Genomic DNA, 19653 nt, shown 5'->3' on the forward strand with positions numbered 1-19653 from the left:
CTGCCGACGGGCTGGCAATGTCCCCCGCCTGTGACGCGGGGCCGTTCCGACATTGCCGCCCGCGGGCGAGCGTCCCCTCCTGGGGCCGTCTTCGACGCTAGTCGCGAATGCCTCCGATTGCCAGTCTCTTTTAGGTGAAACCACGTAGAATTCGAAACCGGCCTTAAAAAAGAAGGGCGCCGCTCCGGACGCCCTTCTTTTATCTCTCAGACATTTTTCCGGCTCACACCGTCTTGTCGACCTTGCGGCCGTTTTCGGCCGGCGCTTCCGGCTGGGTGGTTTCCTCGGCCGGCGCCGCCTTGGGGCCGCCGCGCCCGACGCCGACCAGCGCCGGCCGCAGCACGCGTTCGCCGATCTTGAAGCCGATCTGCATCACCTGCACCACCGTGCCGGCCGGCACGCTCGGATCGGGCACCTCGAACATCGCCTGATGGAAGTTGGGATCGAATTTCTCGCCGGTCGGATCGACGCGGCTGACGCCATGCTTCTCGAGCGCCTTCATCAGCTCGCGCTCGGTCAGCTCGACGCCCTCGACCAGCGAGATCAGCGCCTCGCCGCCGGTGGCGCGCGCCTCGGCATCGACGGCGGCGATGGCCCGCGTCAGATTGTCGGCGGCGCCGACGATATCGCGGGCGAAATTGGTCACCGCATAGGTGCGGGCGTCGGCGATCTCGCGCTCGGTGCGGCGGCGAAGATTCTCCATGTCGGCGAGCGTGCGGAGCAACTGATCCTTGAGGTCGCCCGTCTCCTTCTCGAGGGCGGCGATACGCTGGAGTCCCTGGTCGACCACCGGGTCCAGTTCGGGAACGGTCGGTTCGGGAGTCTGTGCTGTCTCGTCTGCCATCTTGTCCTCATACTGTCTTGCAGGCGGCGGTCGCCGCCGAACGTGCCCCGGATTTGAGGGTTTCGGACACGAAAATCAACCCTTGGCAAGTTTTTCCCGGCCTCAGGCGCCGGCGGGCCTGCCGGCCCTTGGCTTTGCGCTCCGCTAGACGCGTTTCGAGGCGATCCCCGCCTCGAAATGCCGCTTGGCGCGGCGGCGCTAGACCCTATCATTCCCTCAGCCGAGGATGCGGCCGACGACGCGGGCCGTGTAGTCGACCATGGGGACGACACGCGCGTAATTGAGCCGGGTCGGGCCGATGACGCCGACGACGCCGATCACCCGTGCCTCGGCGTCGCGGTAGGGCGACACCACCAGCGACGAACCGGACAGGCCGAACAGCTTGTTTTCCGAGCCGATGAAGATGCGCACGCCCTCGCCGGCGTCGGCCAGGCCGAGGAGCTCGATCAGATCCTCCGAGCTTTCGAGCTCGTCGAACAGGGCGCGGATGCGCTCGAGGTCCTCGGCCGCCCGGACGTCGTCGAGCAGGTTGGCGCGGCCCCGCACGATCAGCGTCTGCGGCCGGCTGCCGCCGGCATCCGACCAAGACGCCAGGCCGGCGTCGACGAGGCGGGCGGTCAAGGTATCCAGCTCGAGCTTGCGGGCGGCGCGCTGGCGCTCGACCTCGGCTATCGTCTGGCTGAGCGTGCGGCCGCGGATATGGGCGTTGAGATAGGCGGCCGCTTCCTGCAGCGCCGAAGCCGGCAGGTCGGGCGGCAGATCGATCAGCCGGTTCTCGACGGTGCCGTTGTCGCCGACCAGCACGACGATGCCGCGCGTCGGCTCGATGCGAACGAACTCGATGTGGCGGAGACGCGGGTCGGCCTTCTGCGTCAGCACCACGCCGGCGCCGCGCGTCAGGCCGGACAGCGTCTGCGACGCCTCGGTCAGCACGTCCTCGACGCTCTTGCCGGTGCCGGAGGCCCTGAGGCGGCCCTCGATCGCCGACCGGTCGCCCTCGGTGAGATCGCCGATCTCCAGCATGGCGTCGACGAAAAAGCGCAGGCCGAGCTCGGTCGGCAGTCGGCCGGCCGAGGTATGCGGCGCGTAGAGCAGCCCCGCCGCCTCGAGGTCGGACATCACATTGCGCACCGAGGCCGGCGACAGCGGCGCGGCGAGCAGACGGGAGATGTTGCGGCTGCCGACGGGATCGCCGGTGTCGAGATAGGCCTCGACGATGCGGCGGAAGATGTCGCGCGACCGTGCGTCGAGTTCCCGCAAGCCCCCCTGTACGCCTGTCGTCACCACGATGCCGAAGCTCCTTTCAGATCATGACTAATCTGGCCGCGCCGGCCCGGCGGCGCAAGTCCCGAAAGGTCCTCGGTCCGGCAGGAGTGGACGATGCGGCGTAGCTTCTCGACAGCGGCCGCCGACCGGGATAAAGGGGGCCGATGCTGACGCTTGCGCTCGATACCGCCAACGACCGGATCGCCGTCGCCCTCGCCGGCGAAGGCAAGGCGATCGCCCGCTCGGAGGCGATTTCCCGCGGCCACGCCGAACGGCTGTTCCCGCTGATCGACGACGTGCTCGCCGCGGCGGAAACCGAGATCGACCGTGTCGCCCGCATAGCGGTCAACGTCGGTCCCGGCAGCTTCACCGGCATCCGCATCGCCGTGGCGGCGGCGCGCGGCCTCGGTCTTGCCCTTGAAATTCCCGTCGTCGGCATCGACGCGCTTCAGCTCATTGCCGCCTCGCTCGACGAACCGGCGGACGGACCGGTGCTTGCCGCCGTCGACGCCCGGCGCGGCGAGGTCTACGCCGCCCTCCTTGGGCCGAAGGGCGACGTGCTGGAAGCGCCGTTCGCCGCCGACGCGGAAAGCGTGCTCGCCCGCATCGGCGGCCGCGCCGCGGTGCTGGCCGGCTCGGGCGCGGCGATCCTCGCCCATCGGGCGGCCGTTTCCGGCCGGAGCGTGCCGCCGGTCGACGCCATGACGGCCACCGACCCGCTGGCGCTCGCCCGGCTCGGCAGCCTCGCCGATCCGGCGACCGCCCTGCCCCGGCCGCTCTATCTGAGAGCGCCCGACGCCAAGCCGCAGCCGCCGGTGCCGGGCCTTCTCGCACGAGCTCCCGCCCCATGAAGCTTTGCGACCTGATGCGCCTGTTCGCTCCCGTGCGGCCGATCTGCGAGCCCGGCCGCATCGTCGACGCGGACGATCTTGCCACCCTGCATGCCCATGCCTTCCGCCACGGATGGCCGGCCACCGAAATGGAGGCGCTGATCGCCGACCCGGCGGTGACGACGGTGGTGGCCCGCGAGGGACGGACGCCGTTTACCCGCCGGCCGGTCGGCTTCGTCATGGTGCGCGCCGCCGCCGACGAGGCGGAAATCCTTACCGTCGCCGTCGCGCCGTCGCGGCGCGGCCGCGGCATCGGCCGCCTGATGATGGACGAGACGATCCGCCGCCTCTATTTCATGCGCGTCGCCGCGCTGTTTCTTGAGGTGGACGAGAGCAACGGCCCGGCGCTCGCCCTCTATCGGCGCCTCGGTTTCCGCGAGGTCGGCCGGCGCGCCAACTACTACGATGGCGGTACTGCGAACGCCCTTGTCATGCGAGCCGATCTCAAATAACCCATAGTTGACCGATGCCGGTGGTCGGCTGTTCGAGGGTATCCGCGATGACCGAGGAATCCACTCCGCTCTCTTTGGAAGAAGCCTGCGCGGCGCGCGGCATGCGCATGACCGAGCAGCGGCGAATCATCGCCCGCGTGCTGGAGCAGGCGGTCGATCATCCCGATGTCGAAGAGGTCTATCGCCGCGCCTCGGCGATCGACAGCAACATCTCGATCTCCACCGTCTACCGCACCGTCAAGCTGTTCGACGACGCCGGCATGATCGCCCGCCTCGACTTTCGCGACGGCCGCTCGCGCTACGAGCCGCTGCCCGACGAGCACCACGACCACCTGATCGATTTCCGCACCGGCGCCGTCGTCGAGTTCCACAGCGACGAGATCGAGGCGTTGCAGCGCGAAGTCGCCCGCAAGCTGGGCTACAAGCTGGTCGACCACCGGCTGGAGCTCTACGGCGTGCCGCTCGACGAGGCCGACAAGGAGGACAAGGCGTGAAACCTGGCCACGTCAGGGCAGCGCTGACGCTGCCGCTGTTTTGCGTGGCCGCCTTCATCCTCGTTCTCCTCTATCTGCCGGCCCGCCGCCTTCGCTGGCGGCTCGCCGGCTTTCTCCAGATGATCTTCCACCGGCTGGCGCTGTGGACGCTCGGCATCAGGCTTCACGTCCGTGGCCGGCCGGCCAGCGAGCGGCCGCTGCTTCTCGCCGCCAATCATGCGTCCTGGATCGACATTTCCGCCTATAGCGCGGTGATGCCGCTCTCCTTCGTCGCCAAGCGCGAGGTCGGGACCTGGCCGCTGATCGGGTTCTTCGCCCGTCTGCAACGCTCGGTGTTCATCGACCGCACCCGACGCGGCGCCACCGCCGACCAGGCGGACAGCATCGGCCGCCGCCTGGCCGACGGCGACGTCATCGTGCTGTTCCCGGAGGGGACGACCTCCGACGGCAACCAGGTCCTGCCGTTCCGCTCGTCGCTGTTCGGCGCCGCCCGCGCGGCTCTCGACGAAGCCGGCGTCGAGGCGGTGTTCGTGCAGCCGGTCGCCATCGCCTACACGCACATGCTCGGCCTGCCGCTCGGCCGGTCGGGGCGCTCGATCGTCTCCTGGGTGGGCGACCAGGATCTGGCGCCGCATGCCAAGGAGATGCTCGCCGCCTCCGACTTCGACGTCAGCATCGTATTCGGCGAGCCGATCCGCTTCGACCGCAGCGCCGACCGCAAGAAGGTATCGTTCGAAGCGGAAACCGCCGTCCGCCGCCTGCTGGCGGCCGAGCTCAGGGGCTGAGAGATAGACCGACGGGTATCGGCGGCCTTGTCTTTTGGGCGCATCCGCTTGTCCGAAAAGTCTGCAACTTTTCGGGCGGATGCTAACGCGGCATCAGCAGCCAGAGATCGAGGTCGAGCACGACCGACGGCAGGTAGGCGCCGGCGTCGTCGCGGTCGGGAAAATCGGCCGCCGGCTGGTCGCGCGTGCCGACGAGGCGGACGCGCAGGGCGCCGAGGTCGTCGCGACCGTCGATCAGTTCCTTGCCGACGATGGTCGACCAGGCGTGGACGATCGAGCCGGTGAACAGCGGCCCGACATAGCGGCCGCCGTTGATCGCCGCGACGTGGACGGCGTTGCCGAGGCCGTTGAAGGTCAACGCCCGCGCGATGGCCATGACGAGGCCGCCGGGCACCAGCCAGCGGCCGCGCGAGCGTTCGTCGGAAAAGGGCAGCGGATGCTGGCGGGCGGGATTGCCGAAGAAGCGGGCGGCCAGCATGGCGGTGCCTTCGTCGACGAGCGCGCCATCGACGTGATCGATGCGTTCGCCGAGCTCGTAGTCGCCCCAGCGGAAACGGCTGCCGGAAAGGCCGGTATCCCAAGCGGAAAGATCGAGCACCGGCAGACGCGCCCCCAGGGCATCGGCCGGAACCGCGGCCGGCAATGGCGGCACCAGCTGTTCGGAGAACGGCGGCACGGCCTCCTCGGCCTTGCGTACCGTCTGCCAGCGGGCAAAGTCCATCACCTCGACGCCATTGTCCTTGTGACCGGTGGTGCGCAGATAGACGACGCCGGTGCGGCCGCCGGTGTCGCGCAGGCCGATGACCTCGGTCACCGCGGAGATCGTTTCGCCGGGGTAGACCGGCGCGAGAAAGCGGCAGCCGGCATAGCCGAGGTTGGCGACGGCGTTGATGCCGACGTCCGGCACCGACTGGGCGAGCACGACGTTGAAGATGAGAAGGTCGTCGATCGGCGCCATCGGATGGCCGACGGCGCGCGCGAAGTCGTCCGACGATTGCAGGACGAAGCGGCTGCCGGTCAGCGCCCGGTAGAAGGCGACATCGCCGTCGGTGACCGTGCGCGGGCTGGCGTGGCGAAACACCTGCCCGACCCGGAAATCCTCGAAATACCGGCCACCGCTGCTCTTCATGGCTGCCCCCGACCCACGCGTCGCCGACCATGATGCCCGGCAACGCCGGGGTGTCATCCCCGCCGTTGGTCGGGGATCGCTCCGGATGATCGCCTCGCCGATCGATATCGCCCCAAAACCGTCAGCAGCGGTGCGCAACGGCGACGGCGCGTCTTCACTTCCGGCGGGCAGGCGGGCATAGTCTGCCCATGTCGAACGCAGAATCCCCTTCGAGCCCCGTCTCGCGTCCGGTCAGGGCCGGCGACCACGTGTTCCTGATCGACGGGTCGGGCTATATCTTTCGCGCCTACCATGCGCTGCCGCCGCTGACCCGCAAGTCGGACGGCCTGCCGGTGGGCGCCGTTTCCGGCTTCTGCAACATGCTGTGGCGGCTCCTGAAGGAAACCGAGCAGACCGCCGTCGGCGTCAGGCCGACGCATCTCGCGGTGATTTTCGACGCCTCGGCGGTGACCTTCCGCAACGAGATCTATCCGCTCTACAAGGCGCAGCGGCCGGAGCCGCCCGCCGACCTGCGCCCGCAGTTCGGGCTGATTCGCGAGGCGGTCCGCGCCTTCAACGTGCCCTGCGTCGAGCAGTTGGGCTTCGAGGCCGACGACCTGATCGCCACCTACGCGGCGGAGGCGGCGGCGGTGGGCGCCGACGTCACCATCGTTTCCTCCGACAAGGATCTGATGCAGCTGGTGGGCGAGCGCGTCGTGCTGCTCGACACCATGAAGGACCGGCGGATCGGCGTGCCGGAAGTGATCGAGAAATTCGGCGTGCCGCCCGACAAGGTGGTCGAGGTGCAGTCGCTGGCCGGCGACTCGGTCGACAACGTGCCGGGCGTGCCGGGCATCGGCCTCAAGACGGCGGCTCAGCTCGTCCTCGAATATGGCGACCTCGAAGCGCTGCTCGCCAATGCGGCCGGCATCAAGCAGCAGAAGCGGCGCGAGAACCTGATCGCCTTCGCCGAGCAGGCCCGCATCTCGCATCGCCTGGTGACGCTGAAACGCGACGTGCCGCTGGAGCATCCGATCGACGGGCTCGGCGTGCGGCCCATTCTCGGCGAGCAACTGATCGCCTATGCCAAGGCGATGGAGTTCTCGACCATCATTCGCCGCGTGGCCGAGGCGACCGGTGTCGAGCCGTCGAAGGTGGCGCCGGCCGTGGTGCCGGTGATGTACTGGCCGCCGGAGGGAGAGGCTTCGTCCTCTTCCCCCACGGAAGCAGCCGATGCCGCGGCCGCCGGCGTGACGGTCAGTCCCCCCTCTCCCGAGGTCGGCGACGAAGGGGAGACAGGCGTATCCGCGCTGTCGGGGGTGTTCACGCCCGCCGGCCGCGCCGCCGAGGCGCTTGCCCAGATGCAGGCGATCCCGGTCGACTATTCGGCCTACGAGACGGTTACCGACCTTGCTCGCCTCGAGGCCTGGGTGGCGGAGGCCTACGACGCCGGCCGCGTCGCTTTCGACACCGAGACCTCCGGCCTCGATTCCATGCAGGCGGAGATCGTTGGCGCGTCGCTGGCCGTCACGCCGGGCCGCGCCTGCTATATCCCGCTCGCCCATACCTCCGGCGCCGGCGACCTTCTGGGCGGCGGCTTGGTGCCCGGGCAGATCGCCATTCCCGACTTCGTGCGCGTCGTCAAGCCGCTTTTCGAAGATCGGTCGGTCCTGAAGATCGGCCAGAACGCCAAATACGACTGGGTGGTGCTGAAGCGCCTCGGCATCACCGTGGCGCCCTGCGACGACACCATGCTGATCTCCTACGCGCTCGACGCCGGCCGCATGGGGCACGGCATGGACGAGCTGTCGGAGGTGCTGCTCGGCCACAAGCCGATCGCCTTCAAGGAGGTCTGCGGCTCGGGCAAGTCGATGATCACCTTCGACTGCGTGCCGCTCGACCGCGCCACCCATTACGCCGCCGAGGACGCCGACATCACGCTGCGCCTCTGGCACGTCCTGAAGCCGCGCCTTCCGGCCGAAGGCATGACCGCCCTCTACGAGACGGCCGAGCGGCCGCTCATCGACGTGATCGCCCGCATGGAAATGCGCGGCGTGTCCGTCGACCGGCAGATCCTGTCGCGCTTGTCCGGCGATTTCGCGCAGTCGATGGCGGCGATGGAGGCCGGCATCTTCGAGGTGGCCGGCGGGAGCTTCAATATCGGCTCGCCGAAGCAGATCGGCGACATCCTGTTCGGCAAGCTCGGCCTGCCTCCGCCCAAGAAGACCAAGACCGGCGCCTGGGCGACCGGCGCCGACGTGCTGGAGGACCTCGCCGCCGAGGGGCACGAACTGCCGCGCCGCATCCTCGACTGGCGGCAGCTCTCCAAGCTGAAGTCGACCTATACCGACGCGCTGCCCGGCTACATCCATCCGGAGACCAGGCGCGTCCACACCAGCTATTCGCTGGCCGCCACCACCACCGGCCGCCTCGCCTCGTCGGAGCCCAACCTCCAGAACATTCCGGTGCGCACCGAGGAGGGCCGCAAGATCCGCCGCGCCTTCGTGGCGCCGCCGGGCCGCAAGCTGCTGTCGGCCGACTACAGCCAGATCGAGCTCAGGGTGCTCGCCCATGTCGCCGACATCCCGGCGCTGAAGAACGCCTTCGCCGAGGGCATCGACATTCACGCCATGACCGCCTCCGAGATGTTCGGCGTGCCGGTCGAGGGCATGGACCCGATGATCCGCCGCCGGGCCAAGGCGATCAACTTCGGCATCATCTACGGCATCTCGGCCTTCGGCCTCGCCAACCAGCTGTCCATCCGGCGCGAGGAGGCGAGCGACTACATCAGGCGCTATTTCCAGCGCTTCCCCGGCATCCGCGACTATATGGAGGCGACCAAGCGGCAGGCGCGCGAGAACGGCTACGTCACCACCATCTTCGGCCGCAAGGCCCACTATCCGGAGATCGGCTCGCCCAATCCGTCGATGCGCGCCTTCATGGAGCGGGCGGCCATCAACGCGCCGATCCAGGGTTCGGCCGCCGACATCATCCGCCGCGCCATGGCGCGCATGGAGGCGGCGCTCGCCGAGGCGAGGCTGTCGGCGCAGATGCTGTTGCAGGTGCACGACGAACTGATCTTCGAGGTGTCGGACGAGGAGGTGGAGGCGACCATCCCGGTGGTGCGCGCTGTCATGGAGAGCGCCGCCGGGCCGGCCGTGGAGCTTGCCGTGCCGCTGGTCGTCGATGCCCGCGCCGCCCAGAACTGGGACGAGGCGCATTAATCCGGGCCGGCAGGAGACGCCGACATGACCGATGCGGACGCCGAACGCCACCGGCTGAAGATGGCGAAGCGCAAGGCGGTGCAGGACGCCGAGGTGGCCTCGAAGACGATCACTGAGAAGGGGCTGCTGATCGTCAACACCGGCCCCGGCAAGGGCAAGTCGACCGCCGCCTTCGGTCTTGTGGTCCGCGCCCTCGGCCATGGCTGGAAGGTGGGCGTCGTGCAGTTCGGCAAGGGTGGCTGGGAAAGCGGCGAACGGCGCGTGCTGGAGGGTCTTCCCGGCGTGTCCTGGCACACGCTCGGCGAGGGCTTCACCTGGGAAACGCAGGATCGGGCGCGCGACGTCGCCGCGGCGGAGAGCGCCTGGGCGACAGCGCAGGCGCTGATGGATAATCCCGACATCCGGCTGCTCGTCCTCGACGAGCTCAACATCGCGCTCCGCTACGAGCATCTGCCGCTTGCCGGGGTGGTCGAACGGCTGAAGGCGCGGCGGGGCGATCTCACCGTCGTCGTCACCGGCCGCAACGCCAAGCCCGAGCTGATCGAGGCGGCCGACTGCGTCACCGAGATGGCGGCGGCGAAGCATCACTTCGCCGCCGGCGTGAAGGCGCAGGCGGGGATCGAGTTCTGATGGTTAGCCGGCTGATGTTCCAGGGGACCGGCTCGGACGTCGGCAAGTCGCTGATCGTCGCCGGCCTCTGCCGCCTCTACGCCCGGCGCGGCCTCAGGGTTCGCCCCTTCAAGCCGCAGAACATGTCGAACAACGCAGCGGCGACGGCCGACGGCGGCGAGATCGGCCGGGCGCAGGCCTTGCAGGCGCGGGCGGCCGGCGTGCCGCTTTCCGTGCACATGAATCCGGTGCTCCTGAAGCCGCAGTCGGAGATCGGCTCGCAGGTCGTGGTGCAGGGGCGCATCGTCGGCAACGCCAGAGCCCGCGACTATCAGGCGATGAAGCCGCAATTGATGCCGGCCGTGCTCGACAGCTTCGCGCGGCTGTCGGAGGACGCCGACCTGGTGCTGGTCGAGGGGGCCGGTTCGCCGGCCGAAGTCAACCTCCGGGCCGGCGACATCGCCAACATGGGCTTCGCGCGGGCCACCGACACGCCGGTGGTGCTGATCGGCGACATCGACCGGGGCGGCGTCATCGCCTCGATCGTCGGCACCAAGGCGGTGATGGCGGAAGACGACGCGGCGCTGGTCGCCGGCTATCTCGTCAACCGCTTTCGCGGCGACATATCCCTGTTCGACGCCGGCCTTGCCGAGATCACCCGCCACACCGGCTGGCGCTCGTTCGGCGTGGTGCCCTATTTGCCGGATGCCGGCCGGCTGCCGGCCGAGGACGGCCTCGGGCTCAGAAGCCGCTATGACGCCGGCGGCGAGGAAGAGCGCAAGCGGATCGTCGTGCCGGTGCTGCCGCGCATCGCCAATTTCGACGACCTCGATCCGCTCAGGCAGGAGGCGGGCGTCGAGGTGATCCTTGTCGAAGCGGGCCGGCCGCTGCCGCCGGCCGATCTCGTGCTGCTGCCCGGCTCGAAGGCGACCATTCCCGACCTTGTCGCGCTGAAGGCGGAAGGCTGGGACATCGACATCCGCGCGCATGCCCGGCGCGGCGGCAAGGTGCTCGGCCTCTGCGGCGGCTACCAGATGCTCGGCCGGATGCTGCGCGACCCGGAGCGGATCGAAAGCGACGTCGACGCCATCGACGGCCTCGGCCTGCTCGATATCGAAACCACCATGACCGGCGACAAGCGCCTCCGGCCGGTGAGCGGCGTGTCGCTGCCCGACGGCACGCCGTTTTCCGGCTACGAGATGCACGTCGGGACCACCGTCGGCCCCGATCGCCGCCGGCCGTTCGCCCGGCTTGCGGACGGCAACGACGAAGGGGCAATCTCACCGGCCGGCAACATCGTCGGCAGCTATTGTCACGGACTCTTTTCGGACGATCGGCAGCGCGCCAGACTCCTCGCCTGGATCGGCGCCGACCCGTCGGCGCTGGCCTACGAGGCGGAGATCGAGCGGGTGCTCGACGGCCTCGCCGATCACCTCGCGGCCCATCTCGACGTCGACGGTCTTCTCGACCTCAGCCGAGGGCGAGGATGACGAGGCCGAGCCAGACCAGCCCCAGCACGGCGGCGATCAGCAGCACCGCCCGCCGGTAGAGCCGGAGCGCCCGGTCGATATCGTAGGCGTTGACCTCGGCGCGGCCGTCGCCCATCCAGGCGTCCTCGACGCGCGTGTCGCCATAGACCTTGGGGCCGTTGAGGCGCAGGCCGAGGGCGCCGGCCATCGCCGCTTCCGGCCAGCCGGCATTGGGCGACTTGTGGCGGCGCGCGTCGCGATCGATCGCCCGGACGGCCGCCGCCGCCGAGGCGCCGTCGTCGGCCAGCGCCGCCGCGACGATCGCCCAAGCGGTCAGGCGCGAGGCCGGCAGGTTGACGAGGTCGTCGAGCTTGGCCGACGCCCAGCCGAAGGCGAGGTAGCGCGGCGTCTTGTGGCCGATCATCGAATCGGCGGTGTTGATCGCCTTGTAGGCGGCCGCTCCCGGCAGGCCGAAGATCGCCATCCAGAACAGAGGCGCCGTCACGCCGTCGGAAAAGCTTTCGGCCAGGCTCTCGATGGCGGCGCGACAGACGCCGGCGGCGTCGAGATGGGCGGGATTGCGGCCGACGATATGGCCGACGGCCAGCCGCCCGGCCTCGAGGCCGCCCTGGCGCATGGCGTCGGCGACGGCGGCGACGTGGACATGCAGGCTGCGGGCGGCGAGCAGCGTCGAGCCGGCAACGGCGACGAGACAGGGCCCGGCGATGGGACCGGCCAGTCCGGCGAGCGAACCGATCGCCCCAGCGACGAGGACGCTTGCCGCCACATTGAGGGCCGCGGCGAGCATGCCGTTCAGCCGGCGGCGATCCGCTTCCAGCTCGTCGCGGTTGAGCGTGCGGTCGAGCAGGCCGATCAGCGCTCCCATCCAGGTGACCGGATGGCCGATCCGCCGGAACAGAAAGTCGGGATAGCCGATCGCCGCTTCGAAGCCGAGGGCCAGCAGGGCGACGAGAGTGAATTCGAGCGGAGCCATGTCAGCTTTTCTTCCGGGGCGGGTGCCGTTTGGTTTGAATCGGCGCTTCGCCCCTTTCTGTCACGCCGCCGGCCGTCCCGAAAGCCCCGCGCTCCCGGGATCCCGTCCTCTCGACGAGGTCCCCGCCAGCCCGTCAGTCGGCGATCTTGCGGCAGCCCGTCTTGAAGCGCCTGAAGTTGGCGGCATAGTTTTCCGCCGACCGCCGCAGCCTGTCGATGGCCGCTTCGTCGAGCGCCCGCACGGCCCGCGCCGGCGCGCCGACGATCAGCGATCCTTCCGGGAATTCCTTGCCCTCGGTGACCAGCGCGTTGGCGCCGACCAGACTGTTGGCACCAATTTTGGCGCCGTTCAGGATGGTGGCGCCCATGCCGACGAGCACGTTGTCGCCGATCTCGCAGGAATGGACGATGGCCTGATGGCCGATGGTGCAGCCCTCGCCGATGGTGAGCGGGAAGCCGAGATCGGTATGCAGCGTCGCCCCTTCCTGGATGTTGGTGCGGGCGCCGACGACGATCGGCTCGTTGTCGCCGCGGATCACCGCGCCGAACCAGACGCCGACCTCGGCGCCGAGCTTCACCCGGCCGATCACATGGGCATCGGGGGCGACCCAGTAGTCGCCGTCATCAGGCAGTTCGGGGGCGATTCCATCGAGTTCGTAGATCGGCATGGCAGATTTCTCCAGAGCGGCAAAGGGCCGGTTGGAACTCTTTGTAAGACGCCGCTGCCGGCGATCAAGCCGGCGGATACGGCCGGCCAGCGGCTAATCGTTCCAGCAACCGAAAAGCCCGCCCGCCGAACGCCACGCGAATTTGTTGGAAAACTGCCTTTCGCCGCTCCCCAAAATGCACTAGATGCCGTTATCTTTGCCGGGACGGTTTGGATTGGCCGTTCCCCACGAGGGAAAGCGAGCAGCGGTGACGGATAAGAAGTCTGTCTTCATCAAGACCTACGGCTGTCAGATGAACGTCTACGACAGCGACCGCATGTCGGACACGCTGATGCCGCTCGGATACGCCACCGCCGACAGCGCCGAGAACGCCGATCTCGTCATCCTCAATACCTGCCACATCCGCGAGAAGGCGGCCGAGAAGGTCTATTCCGAGCTGGGGCGCCTGCGCGTCCTGAAGGCGGCGCGCGCCGCCGAGGGCCGGGAGACGCTGGTCGCCGTCGCCGGCTGCGTCGCCCAGGCGGAAGGCGAGGAAATCATCGCCCGGGCGCCGGTCGTCGACATGGTATTCGGACCGCAGACCTACCATCGCCTGCCGGAGCTGATCGAGCGGGTGCGGGCCGGCGAGCGGCCGACCGCCACCCAGGGCAAGGCGCCGGCCCGGCCGAAGGTGGTGGAGACCGAGTTTCCGGCCGAGGACAAGTTCGATCACCTCGCCGCTCCCTCCGAAAAGGCGGTGCGCTCGCGCGGCGTGACGGCCTTTCTCACCGTGCAGGAAGGCTGCGACAAGTTCTGCACCTTCTGCGTCGTGCCCTATACGCGCGGCTCGGAAGCCTCGCGGCCGGTCGAGAAGATCGTCGAGGAAGCGGAGACCCTGGTGGCGGCCGGCGTGCGCGAGATCACGCTGCTCGGCCAGAACGTCAACGCCTACCACGGCGTCGACGCCGGGGGCCGGACGGTCGGCCTCGCCGGCCTGCTCGCCCGCCTCTCCGAGCTGCCGCGCCTTGCCCGCATCCGCTACACCACAAGCCATCCCCGCGATCTCGACGAGGCGCTGGTCGCCGCCCACGCCGGCAATTCCAAGCTGATGCCCTATCTGCACCTGCCGGTGCAGTCGGGTTCGGACCGCATCCTCCAGGCCATGAACCGCCGCCATACGGCGGCCGAATACGTCGCCCTGATCGACCGCATCCGGGCGGCCCGGCCGGACATGGCGATCTCCGGCGACTTCATCGTCGGCTTCCCCGGCGAGACCGAGGAGGATTTCGCGGCGACCATGGACATCGTCCGCACCGTCGACTACGCGGCCTGCTTCTCGTTCAAGTATTCGCCGCGCCCCGGCACGCCGGCGGCGGCGCTCGCCGACCAGGTGCCGGAAGCGGTGAAGAGCGAGCGGCTGCAGCGTTTGCAGGCGCTGCTCGAGGAGCAGCAGAAAGTCTTCGCCGAGCGCCTCGTCGGCCGCACCCTGCCGGTGCTGTTCGACAAGCCCGGCCGCCTGCCCGGCCAGATCGTCGGACGCTCGCCCTACCTGCAGCCGGTGGCTGTCATGGCGCCGTCGTCGCTGATCGGCGAAATTGCCGAGGTCACCATCGAGGCGACCGGCGGCCACAGCCTGATCGGCCGGCTCGAGGGCGAGCCGATGCCGGCCCGACGGTCGGCATGAGGCCGTCACGACACGTACCGATCATGCCGTCGCGACAGTCGCGACCTATCCGGGGAACGCCATGACCTATGCGTCCGACCTCACCCATCTGGTGCTGGTCTTCGAGGATAACCGATTGATAGGCCCGCTCTATGGTCAGTTCGACCAGCATCTGGCGCTGATCGAGCAGAAGCTCGGCGTCGACGCCACGGCGCGCGGCAACCAGGTGACCATCCGCGGCTCCCACGAGGCGGCCAGCCGCGCCCGCGATGTGCTGGAAGCGCTCTACGGCCGCCTGCAGGCCGGCCAGAACATCACCTCGGCCGACGTGGACGGGGCGATCCGCATGGCGCTGGCGGTCGGCGACCAGTTGCCGCTGCCGGCCATCGAAGCCAGCTCTCGCCTGCAGCTCGCCGCCATCTCCACCCGCCGCAAAACCGTCATCGCCCGCAACCCGGCGCAGGACGCCTATATCCGCGCCATGGACCGCTCGACGCTGGTGTTCGGCCTCGGTCCGGCCGGCACCGGCAAGACCTATCTGGCCGTGGCGCACGCGGCGGCCCTGCTCGAGCGCGGCGAGGTGGCGCGCCTCGTGCTGTCGCGGCCGGCCGTCGAGGCCGGCGAGCGGCTCGGCTTCCTGCCGGGCGACATGCGCGAGAAGATCGATCCCTACCTCCGGCCGCTCTACGACGCGCTCTACGACATGATGCCGCCCGAACGGGTGGAGCGGGCGCTCGCCTCCGGCGCCATCGAGATCGCGCCGCTGGCCTTCATGCGCGGCCGCACGCTGGCCAACGCCGCCGTCATCCTCGACGAGGCGCAGAACACCACGTCGATGCAGATGAAGATGTTCCTCACCCGCCTCGGCGACGGCTCGAAGATGATCGTCACCGGCGACCCCAGCCAGATCGACCTGCCGGCCGGGCAGGTATCCGGCCTGGTCGAGGCGAGCCGCATCCTGACCGACACCCCCGGCGTCGTGCAGGTGCGCTTCACGCACGAGGACGTGGTCCGCCACGAGCTGGTGGCACGCATCGTCAAGGCCTATGACGACGACAGCCGGGAGCGGCTCGCCGCGCGCAAGGACAAGGCATGAGCGTGATCGCCGTCGATATCCTCGCGGAGAGCCCGTTGTGGGGCGAGCCCGAGGACTGGCGCGCCGACGTCGAGACCGCCGTCGCCATGGCGGCGGCGGCGGCCGACGCCGAGATCGCCGACGATGCGGAGCTGTCGCTGCTGCTGACCGACGACGCGGCGATCCGTGTACTGAATCGCGACCACCGCCATCTCGACAAGCCGACCAACGTGCTATCGTTCCCGCAGGACGATCCGGAGGCCGACGCCTACGGGCCGCTGCTCGGCGACATCGTGGTGGCGCACGAGACGGTGGCGCGGGAATCCGTCGAGGAAGGCATTTCCTTCCGCGACCATTTCCTGCACATGATCGTGCATGGATTCCTGCATCTCGTCGGGTATGATCACATGAACGACGACGAAGCCGGGGAAATGGAAGGCCTCGAGACGGCCATCCTCGCCCGGCTTGGCATCGCCGACCCCTATGCCGACGCGCCGATGGGCGGCGCCGGCCGCTGAGGGACGGCATTACCGGGGCGTCCGTCAGCGGCCGGGAGGGGCAGCGGGCGGCGCGGAAGAAGGACGATGAGCGACAGCGACAGTCATAGTACGGGCAGTCAGAATACGGCCGCGGCAACCCAGCCGGGCACCTCGGCCGAGGGTGGAACAGGTTCCGGATCGAGCTGGCTGGCGCGATTGCGCGAGGCTTTCGGCTTCAAGACCTCGGCGACGCTCCGGCAGAATCTCGAGGACGCGCTCAGCCAGGAGGATGCGCTCGACGCCGCCTTCTCGCCCGAGGAGCGGACGCTGATCCGCAATATCCTTCGCCTCAGGGAAACCCGCGTCGCCGACGTGATGGTGCCGCGCGCCGACATCGCCGCCGTCGATGCCGACACGACGCTCGCCGAGCTGCTCGGGCTGTTCGAGGCCTCCGGCCATTCGCGCATGCCGGTCTACCGGGAGACGCTCGACGACGCCATCGGCATGGTCCACATCAAGGACCTCATCACCCACATCACCGGCAAGGCGCGCATCGATGCCGCCGCCGCCGAAGACGAGGGCCGGCTCGACGTCGGCAAGGTCGACCTCGACATAACGCTGGAGGCCGCCAAGCTGGTGCGCGCCGTGCTGTTCGTGCCGCCGTCCATGCCGGCCACCGACCTTTTGCAGAAGATGCAGGCGACGCATATCCAGATGGCGCTGGTCATCGACGAATATGGCGGCACCGACGGCATCGTCTCCATCGAGGACGTGGTCGAGACCATCGTCGGCGAGATCGACGACGAGCACGACGACGAGGATGGCCCGCTGGTCAAAACGGTGCAGGACGGCGTCTACCTCGCCGACGCGCGCGCCGATCTCGACGAGGTGCGGGCGGCCATCGGGCCGAGCTTCTCCTTCGCCGACTACGACGAGGACGTCGACACGCTCGGCGGCCTGCTGTTCGCTGCCCTCGGCCGCATTCCGGTGCGCGGCGAGGTGATCGTTTCCGACGACCTGCCGGGCTGGGAGGTCGAGGTGCTCGACGCCGATCCGCGCCGCATCAAGACGGTGCGGCTGGTCGCGCGGGCAACCGAGCCCTCCGAGACAATCGAACCCTCGGAAGTCGGCGCCTGAGAGCCGCGGGGCCATTTCCTCTCCGGCGGCGACCGGCTATTGCTTCGAGCGCAATGACCGATTCGCCGCCCCGGGGAAAGGCGCCATGTTCGAAACCTGTGCCCATCGGCTGCTGCTCCTCTGGGGATGGCCGCGCCGCCTCGTGACTTTCGTCGCCGGCGCCCTTTCCGCCCTCGCCCTGGCGCCGGTGCATGCCGGACCGATCCTGTTTCTGACGCTGCCGGTGCTGGTGGTGCTGATCGACGGCGCCGTCGTCGCCGGGCCGCGCGGCGTCCGCCGGCTGAGGCCGGCGGCGGCCACCGGCTGGTGGTTCGGCTTCGGCTATTTCTTCGCCGGCCTGCATTGGGTGGGACTGGCCTTTCTCGCCGAGGGACGGTCGGCGCTCGTCCCGCTGATGCCTTTCGCGGTGGCCAGCCTCGCCGCCGGGCTTGCCCTGTTCACCGCCCTCGGCACCCTGATCGCCCGGCTGCTGTGGAGCGACGGCCCGACCCGCATCTTCGCGCTCGCCATAGGGCTCGGCGCGTCCGAGTGGCTGCGCGGACACGTGCTCACCGGCTTCCCCTGGAACCTCCTCGGACAGGCGGTGGCCTTCACCGACATTACCGCGCAGGGGGCGAGCGTCGTCGGCATCTACGGCCTGACGCTGGCCGGCATCGCCGTGTTCGCCGCGCCGGCGCTCCTCGCCGACGCGCGGGACCAACGCCCCTGGCCGCGGCGGCTGACCCTGGCGCTGGCGCTGCTCATCGCCGCCGCCGACGTCGGCTGGGGCTTCTACCGGCTGTCCGGCGCGGCGCCGGTGGGCGAGGCGGTGATGGCCGACGCCCGCATCCGCATCGTGCAGCCGAACATCGACCAGGCCGCCAAATGGTCACCCGAAAAAAAGCAGGAAGCGCTCTACAAGCTGACGAGCCTCTCCGATCGCCGGACCGACCCCGAGACGCTGGGCGCCATCTCCTTTTCGGAAATCGTCTGGCCGGAAACGGCGCTGCCCTTCTTCCTGACCGAGGAGCCGGAGGCGCTCGCCCGCATCGCCGACCTGTTGTCGCCCGGCACGATCCTGCTGACCGGCGCGCCGCGCGTCGAACCGGCCGACGACCTCGGCGACGGCGGGCGCCGCTACTACAACTCGCTGTTCGCCATCGACGACACCGGCGCCATCCGGGCCGCCTACGACAAGGTGCATCTCGTTCCCTTCGGCGAGTACATGCCGTTCGGCGCGCTTGTGCGCCGGCTCGGCATCGGTGAGCTGTTCCGCGGCATCGGCGGCTTCTCGCCCGGCCCCCGCCGCAACCTGATCGCCATTCCCGGCCACCCGTCCTTCTCGGTGCTGATCTGCTACGAGGCGATCTTCCCCGGCGAGGTCCTGCCGGAAGGCGGGCGGCCCGACTACCTCGTCAACATCACCAACGACGGCTGGTTCGGCCGCAGCAGCGGGCCCCATCAGCATCTCGACGCGGCCCGCATGCGGGCCATCGAGGAAGGCCTGCCGGTGGTGAGGGCCGCCAACACGGGAATATCGGCAATCGTCGACGCTTATGGCAGGACAGTCGCAAGTCTACCGCTCGGCGAGGAAGGCGTGCTCGACGGTTTCGTGCCGTCCGAGCGTCCGAAGACTTTCTTTCAACACGGGCAGCCAACTTTCCTCTTGGCTTTCAATATCTTCTTCATCCTGCTGGCACTCTTCGGAAAGAGAAAACGCAGAACCGGGAGTTGACAACTTCTCGTTCAAAGACAACAATCCAAGCGCGCAACGGCCCCTTTGTGGTTCGTTTGCCAAGAAATGGGCCGCAAGACAACAAATAAAGACCGCGCCTTGCGAGCCTCATCGGTAACCGCGGGTACAATCCGCAGACGAGACCAATATGGCCAGCAAGAAGTCCCCCAATCCCATCGATGTCCATGTCGGCAGCCGTGTCAGGCTTCGCCGCATGATGCTCGGCATGAGCCAGGAGAAGCTGGGCGAAGCGCTCGGCATCACCTTCCAGCAGATCCAGAAGTACGAGAAGGGCACCAATCGCGTCGGCGCCAGCCGTCTTCAGCATATCGCCACCGTTCTCAAGGTGCCGGTGTCCTTCTTCTTCGAGGACGCGCCGGGCACGCCTGAGGAGGCGGCAGGATTTGCCGAAAGCCCGAGCCATTCCTACGTCGTCGACTTCCTGTCGTCGACCGAAGGCCTGTCCCTCAACAAGTCCTTCGTGCGCATCAAGGACGCCCGCGTCCGCCGGCGCATCGTCGATCTCGTGCAGACCCTGGCCGCCGAGGATGGCGAAGCCTGAGCGGAAACCGAGTCAAACCATGGCGGATCGCCTCGGCCCAGGTCGACGCGGTCCGCTTTTCTTTTGCCGGACTTGCGGCGCCTACGGAAACCTTTCCCACCGAAACGGATTTGCCGGTTCATTGTTTCTTGTGGAATGAATTCGCCGTCGCCGTGGCGCGGATGCACGGCGCTTTTCAAACGCGCGTGAGACGGCGGCCGGCGCTTGCGCTTTTTGCGGCGGCTTGCGAAAAGAAGACGCCG

18 protein-coding genes are annotated in these 19653 nt (G+C 68.8%); 13 read left to right on the forward strand and 5 right to left on the reverse strand.

Translation table 11 applies throughout. The features are described from left to right. Positions 1-223: 223 nt before the first annotated feature. Together grpE and hrcA are read right to left on the reverse strand one after the other, a co-directional pair. Positions 224-844, reverse strand: coding sequence for a nucleotide exchange factor GrpE (gene grpE, locus CJ014_RS08430; RefSeq protein WP_100080020.1), 621 nt, complete (start codon positions 842-844; stop codon positions 224-226). 216 nt (positions 845-1060) lie between these two features. Next, positions 1061-2131 (reverse strand): heat-inducible transcriptional repressor HrcA, encoded by a 1071-nt coding sequence (gene hrcA / locus CJ014_RS08435; protein WP_100080021.1) that lies wholly within the window; start codon positions 2129-2131, stop codon positions 1061-1063. 143 nt (positions 2132-2274) lie between these two features. Between hrcA and tsaB the strand changes: the two genes are divergently transcribed. The 4 genes from tsaB to olsA are packed head-to-tail and all read left to right on the forward strand — an operon-like array spanning position 2275 to position 4731. Then, a complete protein-coding gene (gene tsaB, locus CJ014_RS08440; protein ID WP_100080022.1) occupies positions 2275-2961 on the forward strand; it encodes a tRNA (adenosine(37)-N6)-threonylcarbamoyltransferase complex dimerization subunit type 1 TsaB in 687 nt (228 codons plus the stop codon). After that, positions 2958-3452, forward strand: a complete 495-nt coding sequence (rimI, locus tag CJ014_RS08445; protein ID WP_245427188.1) for a ribosomal protein S18-alanine N-acetyltransferase — start codon at positions 2958-2960, stop codon at positions 3450-3452. The genes tsaB and rimI overlap by 4 nt, the downstream gene beginning before the upstream one ends. Positions 3453-3499: 47 nt before the next feature. Further along, a complete protein-coding gene (locus CJ014_RS08450; RefSeq protein WP_100080023.1) occupies positions 3500-3946 on the forward strand; it encodes a Fur family transcriptional regulator in 447 nt (148 codons plus the stop codon). Continuing rightward, on the forward strand, positions 3943-4731 hold the full coding sequence (gene olsA / locus CJ014_RS08455) for a lyso-ornithine lipid O-acyltransferase (protein WP_100080024.1): 789 nt from the start codon (positions 3943-3945) through the stop codon (positions 4729-4731). The genes CJ014_RS08450 and olsA overlap by 4 nt, the downstream gene beginning before the upstream one ends. A gap of 82 nt (positions 4732-4813) precedes the next feature. Here olsA and CJ014_RS08460 read toward each other — a convergent pair whose 3' ends face one another. Beyond that, positions 4814-5860 (reverse strand): MaoC family dehydratase, encoded by a 1047-nt coding sequence (locus CJ014_RS08460; protein ID WP_100080025.1) that lies wholly within the window; start codon positions 5858-5860, stop codon positions 4814-4816. Positions 5861-6048: 188 nt separating this feature from the next. On the opposite strand from CJ014_RS08460, the gene polA reads away from it, so the two are divergent. From polA to CJ014_RS08475, 3 genes are read left to right on the forward strand one after another with little or no spacing between them, the layout of a single operon-like run. Further along, positions 6049-9063, forward strand: a complete 3015-nt coding sequence (gene polA / locus CJ014_RS08465; protein ID WP_100080026.1) for a DNA polymerase I — start codon at positions 6049-6051, stop codon at positions 9061-9063. 24 nt (positions 9064-9087) lie between these two features. Further along, the gene (gene cobO / locus CJ014_RS08470; protein ID WP_100080027.1) at positions 9088-9693 is read left to right on the forward strand and encodes a cob(I)yrinic acid a,c-diamide adenosyltransferase; all 606 of its coding nucleotides are present in this window, start codon (positions 9088-9090) and stop codon (positions 9691-9693) included. Beyond that, on the forward strand, positions 9693-11162 hold the full coding sequence (locus CJ014_RS08475; RefSeq protein ID WP_207765701.1) for a cobyric acid synthase: 1470 nt from the start codon (positions 9693-9695) through the stop codon (positions 11160-11162). The genes cobO and CJ014_RS08475 overlap by 1 nt, the downstream gene beginning before the upstream one ends. On the opposite strand, the gene cbiB is transcribed toward CJ014_RS08475, so the two are convergent. Continuing rightward, positions 11143-12135: an adenosylcobinamide-phosphate synthase CbiB gene (gene cbiB, locus CJ014_RS08480; RefSeq protein ID WP_100080028.1), complete on the reverse strand. Its 993-nt coding sequence runs from the start codon at positions 12133-12135 to the stop codon at positions 11143-11145. The two genes, CJ014_RS08475 and cbiB, sit on opposite strands and share 20 nt — an antisense overlap. A 133-nt stretch (positions 12136-12268) precedes the next feature. After that, complete coding sequence (locus tag CJ014_RS08485; RefSeq protein ID WP_100080029.1) at positions 12269-12802, reverse strand: gamma carbonic anhydrase family protein; 534 nt, start codon at positions 12800-12802, stop codon at positions 12269-12271. A gap of 184 nt (positions 12803-12986) precedes the next feature. Between CJ014_RS08485 and miaB the strand changes: the two genes are divergently transcribed. The 6 genes from miaB (at position 12987) to CJ014_RS08515 (ending at position 19411) form a co-directional block, all read left to right on the forward strand. Then, a complete protein-coding gene (gene miaB / locus CJ014_RS08490; RefSeq protein WP_100080030.1) occupies positions 12987-14465 on the forward strand; it encodes a tRNA (N6-isopentenyl adenosine(37)-C2)-methylthiotransferase MiaB in 1479 nt (492 codons plus the stop codon). A 61-nt stretch (positions 14466-14526) separates the two neighbouring features. Continuing rightward, the gene (locus CJ014_RS08495) at positions 14527-15540 is read left to right on the forward strand and encodes a PhoH family protein (RefSeq protein ID WP_100080031.1); all 1014 of its coding nucleotides are present in this window, start codon (positions 14527-14529) and stop codon (positions 15538-15540) included. Continuing rightward, the gene (ybeY, locus tag CJ014_RS08500; protein WP_100080032.1) at positions 15537-16037 is read left to right on the forward strand and encodes an rRNA maturation RNase YbeY; all 501 of its coding nucleotides are present in this window, start codon (positions 15537-15539) and stop codon (positions 16035-16037) included. The genes CJ014_RS08495 and ybeY overlap by 4 nt, the downstream gene beginning before the upstream one ends. Before the next feature lie 66 nt (positions 16038-16103). Then, the gene (locus tag CJ014_RS08505; protein ID WP_100080033.1) at positions 16104-17135 is read left to right on the forward strand and encodes a hemolysin family protein; all 1032 of its coding nucleotides are present in this window, start codon (positions 16104-16106) and stop codon (positions 17133-17135) included. 85 nt (positions 17136-17220) lie between these two features. After that, a complete protein-coding gene (gene lnt, locus CJ014_RS08510) occupies positions 17221-18849 on the forward strand; it encodes an apolipoprotein N-acyltransferase (RefSeq protein WP_100080034.1) in 1629 nt (542 codons plus the stop codon). A gap of 148 nt (positions 18850-18997) precedes the next feature. Further along, complete coding sequence (locus tag CJ014_RS08515) at positions 18998-19411, forward strand: helix-turn-helix domain-containing protein (protein WP_100080035.1); 414 nt, start codon at positions 18998-19000, stop codon at positions 19409-19411. Positions 19412-19653: the final 242 nt, after the last annotated feature.

The sequence above is a fragment of the Pleomorphomonas carboxyditropha genome (assembly GCF_002770725.1).
GTDB lineage: Bacteria > Pseudomonadota > Alphaproteobacteria > Rhizobiales > Pleomorphomonadaceae > Pleomorphomonas > Pleomorphomonas carboxyditropha.

Bases quoted from the DNA above. Each gene is read 5' to 3' on its own strand.
- CJ014_RS08485 (WP_100080029.1), bottom strand. From the start codon at position 12,802: ATGCCGATCTACGAACTCGATGGAATCGCCCCCGAACTGCCTGATGAC.
- polA (WP_100080026.1), top strand. From the start codon at position 6,049: ATGTCGAACGCAGAATCCCCTTCGAGCCCCGTCTCGCGTCCGGTCAGG.
- CJ014_RS08505 (WP_100080033.1), top strand. From the start codon at position 16,104: ATGAGCGACAGCGACAGTCATAGTACGGGCAGTCAGAATACGGCCGCG.
- CJ014_RS08450 (WP_100080023.1), top strand. From the start codon at position 3,500: ATGACCGAGGAATCCACTCCGCTCTCTTTGGAAGAAGCCTGCGCGGCG.
- tsaB (WP_100080022.1), top strand. From the start codon at position 2,275: ATGCTGACGCTTGCGCTCGATACCGCCAACGACCGGATCGCCGTCGCC.
- CJ014_RS08515 (WP_100080035.1), top strand. From the start codon at position 18,998: ATGGCCAGCAAGAAGTCCCCCAATCCCATCGATGTCCATGTCGGCAGC.
- miaB (WP_100080030.1), top strand. From the start codon at position 12,987: ATGCCGTTATCTTTGCCGGGACGGTTTGGATTGGCCGTTCCCCACGAG.
- rimI (WP_245427188.1), top strand. From the start codon at position 2,958: ATGAAGCTTTGCGACCTGATGCGCCTGTTCGCTCCCGTGCGGCCGATC.
- lnt (WP_100080034.1), top strand. From the start codon at position 17,221: ATGTTCGAAACCTGTGCCCATCGGCTGCTGCTCCTCTGGGGATGGCCG.
- CJ014_RS08460 (WP_100080025.1), bottom strand. From the start codon at position 5,860: ATGAAGAGCAGCGGTGGCCGGTATTTCGAGGATTTCCGGGTCGGGCAG.
- grpE (WP_100080020.1), bottom strand. From the start codon at position 844: ATGGCAGACGAGACAGCACAGACTCCCGAACCGACCGTTCCCGAACTG.
- cobO (WP_100080027.1), top strand. From the start codon at position 9,088: ATGACCGATGCGGACGCCGAACGCCACCGGCTGAAGATGGCGAAGCGC.
- cbiB (WP_100080028.1), bottom strand. From the start codon at position 12,135: ATGGCTCCGCTCGAATTCACTCTCGTCGCCCTGCTGGCCCTCGGCTTC.
- CJ014_RS08495 (WP_100080031.1), top strand. From the start codon at position 14,527: ATGACCTATGCGTCCGACCTCACCCATCTGGTGCTGGTCTTCGAGGAT.
- CJ014_RS08475 (WP_207765701.1), top strand. From the start codon at position 9,693: ATGGTTAGCCGGCTGATGTTCCAGGGGACCGGCTCGGACGTCGGCAAG.
- ybeY (WP_100080032.1), top strand. From the start codon at position 15,537: ATGAGCGTGATCGCCGTCGATATCCTCGCGGAGAGCCCGTTGTGGGGC.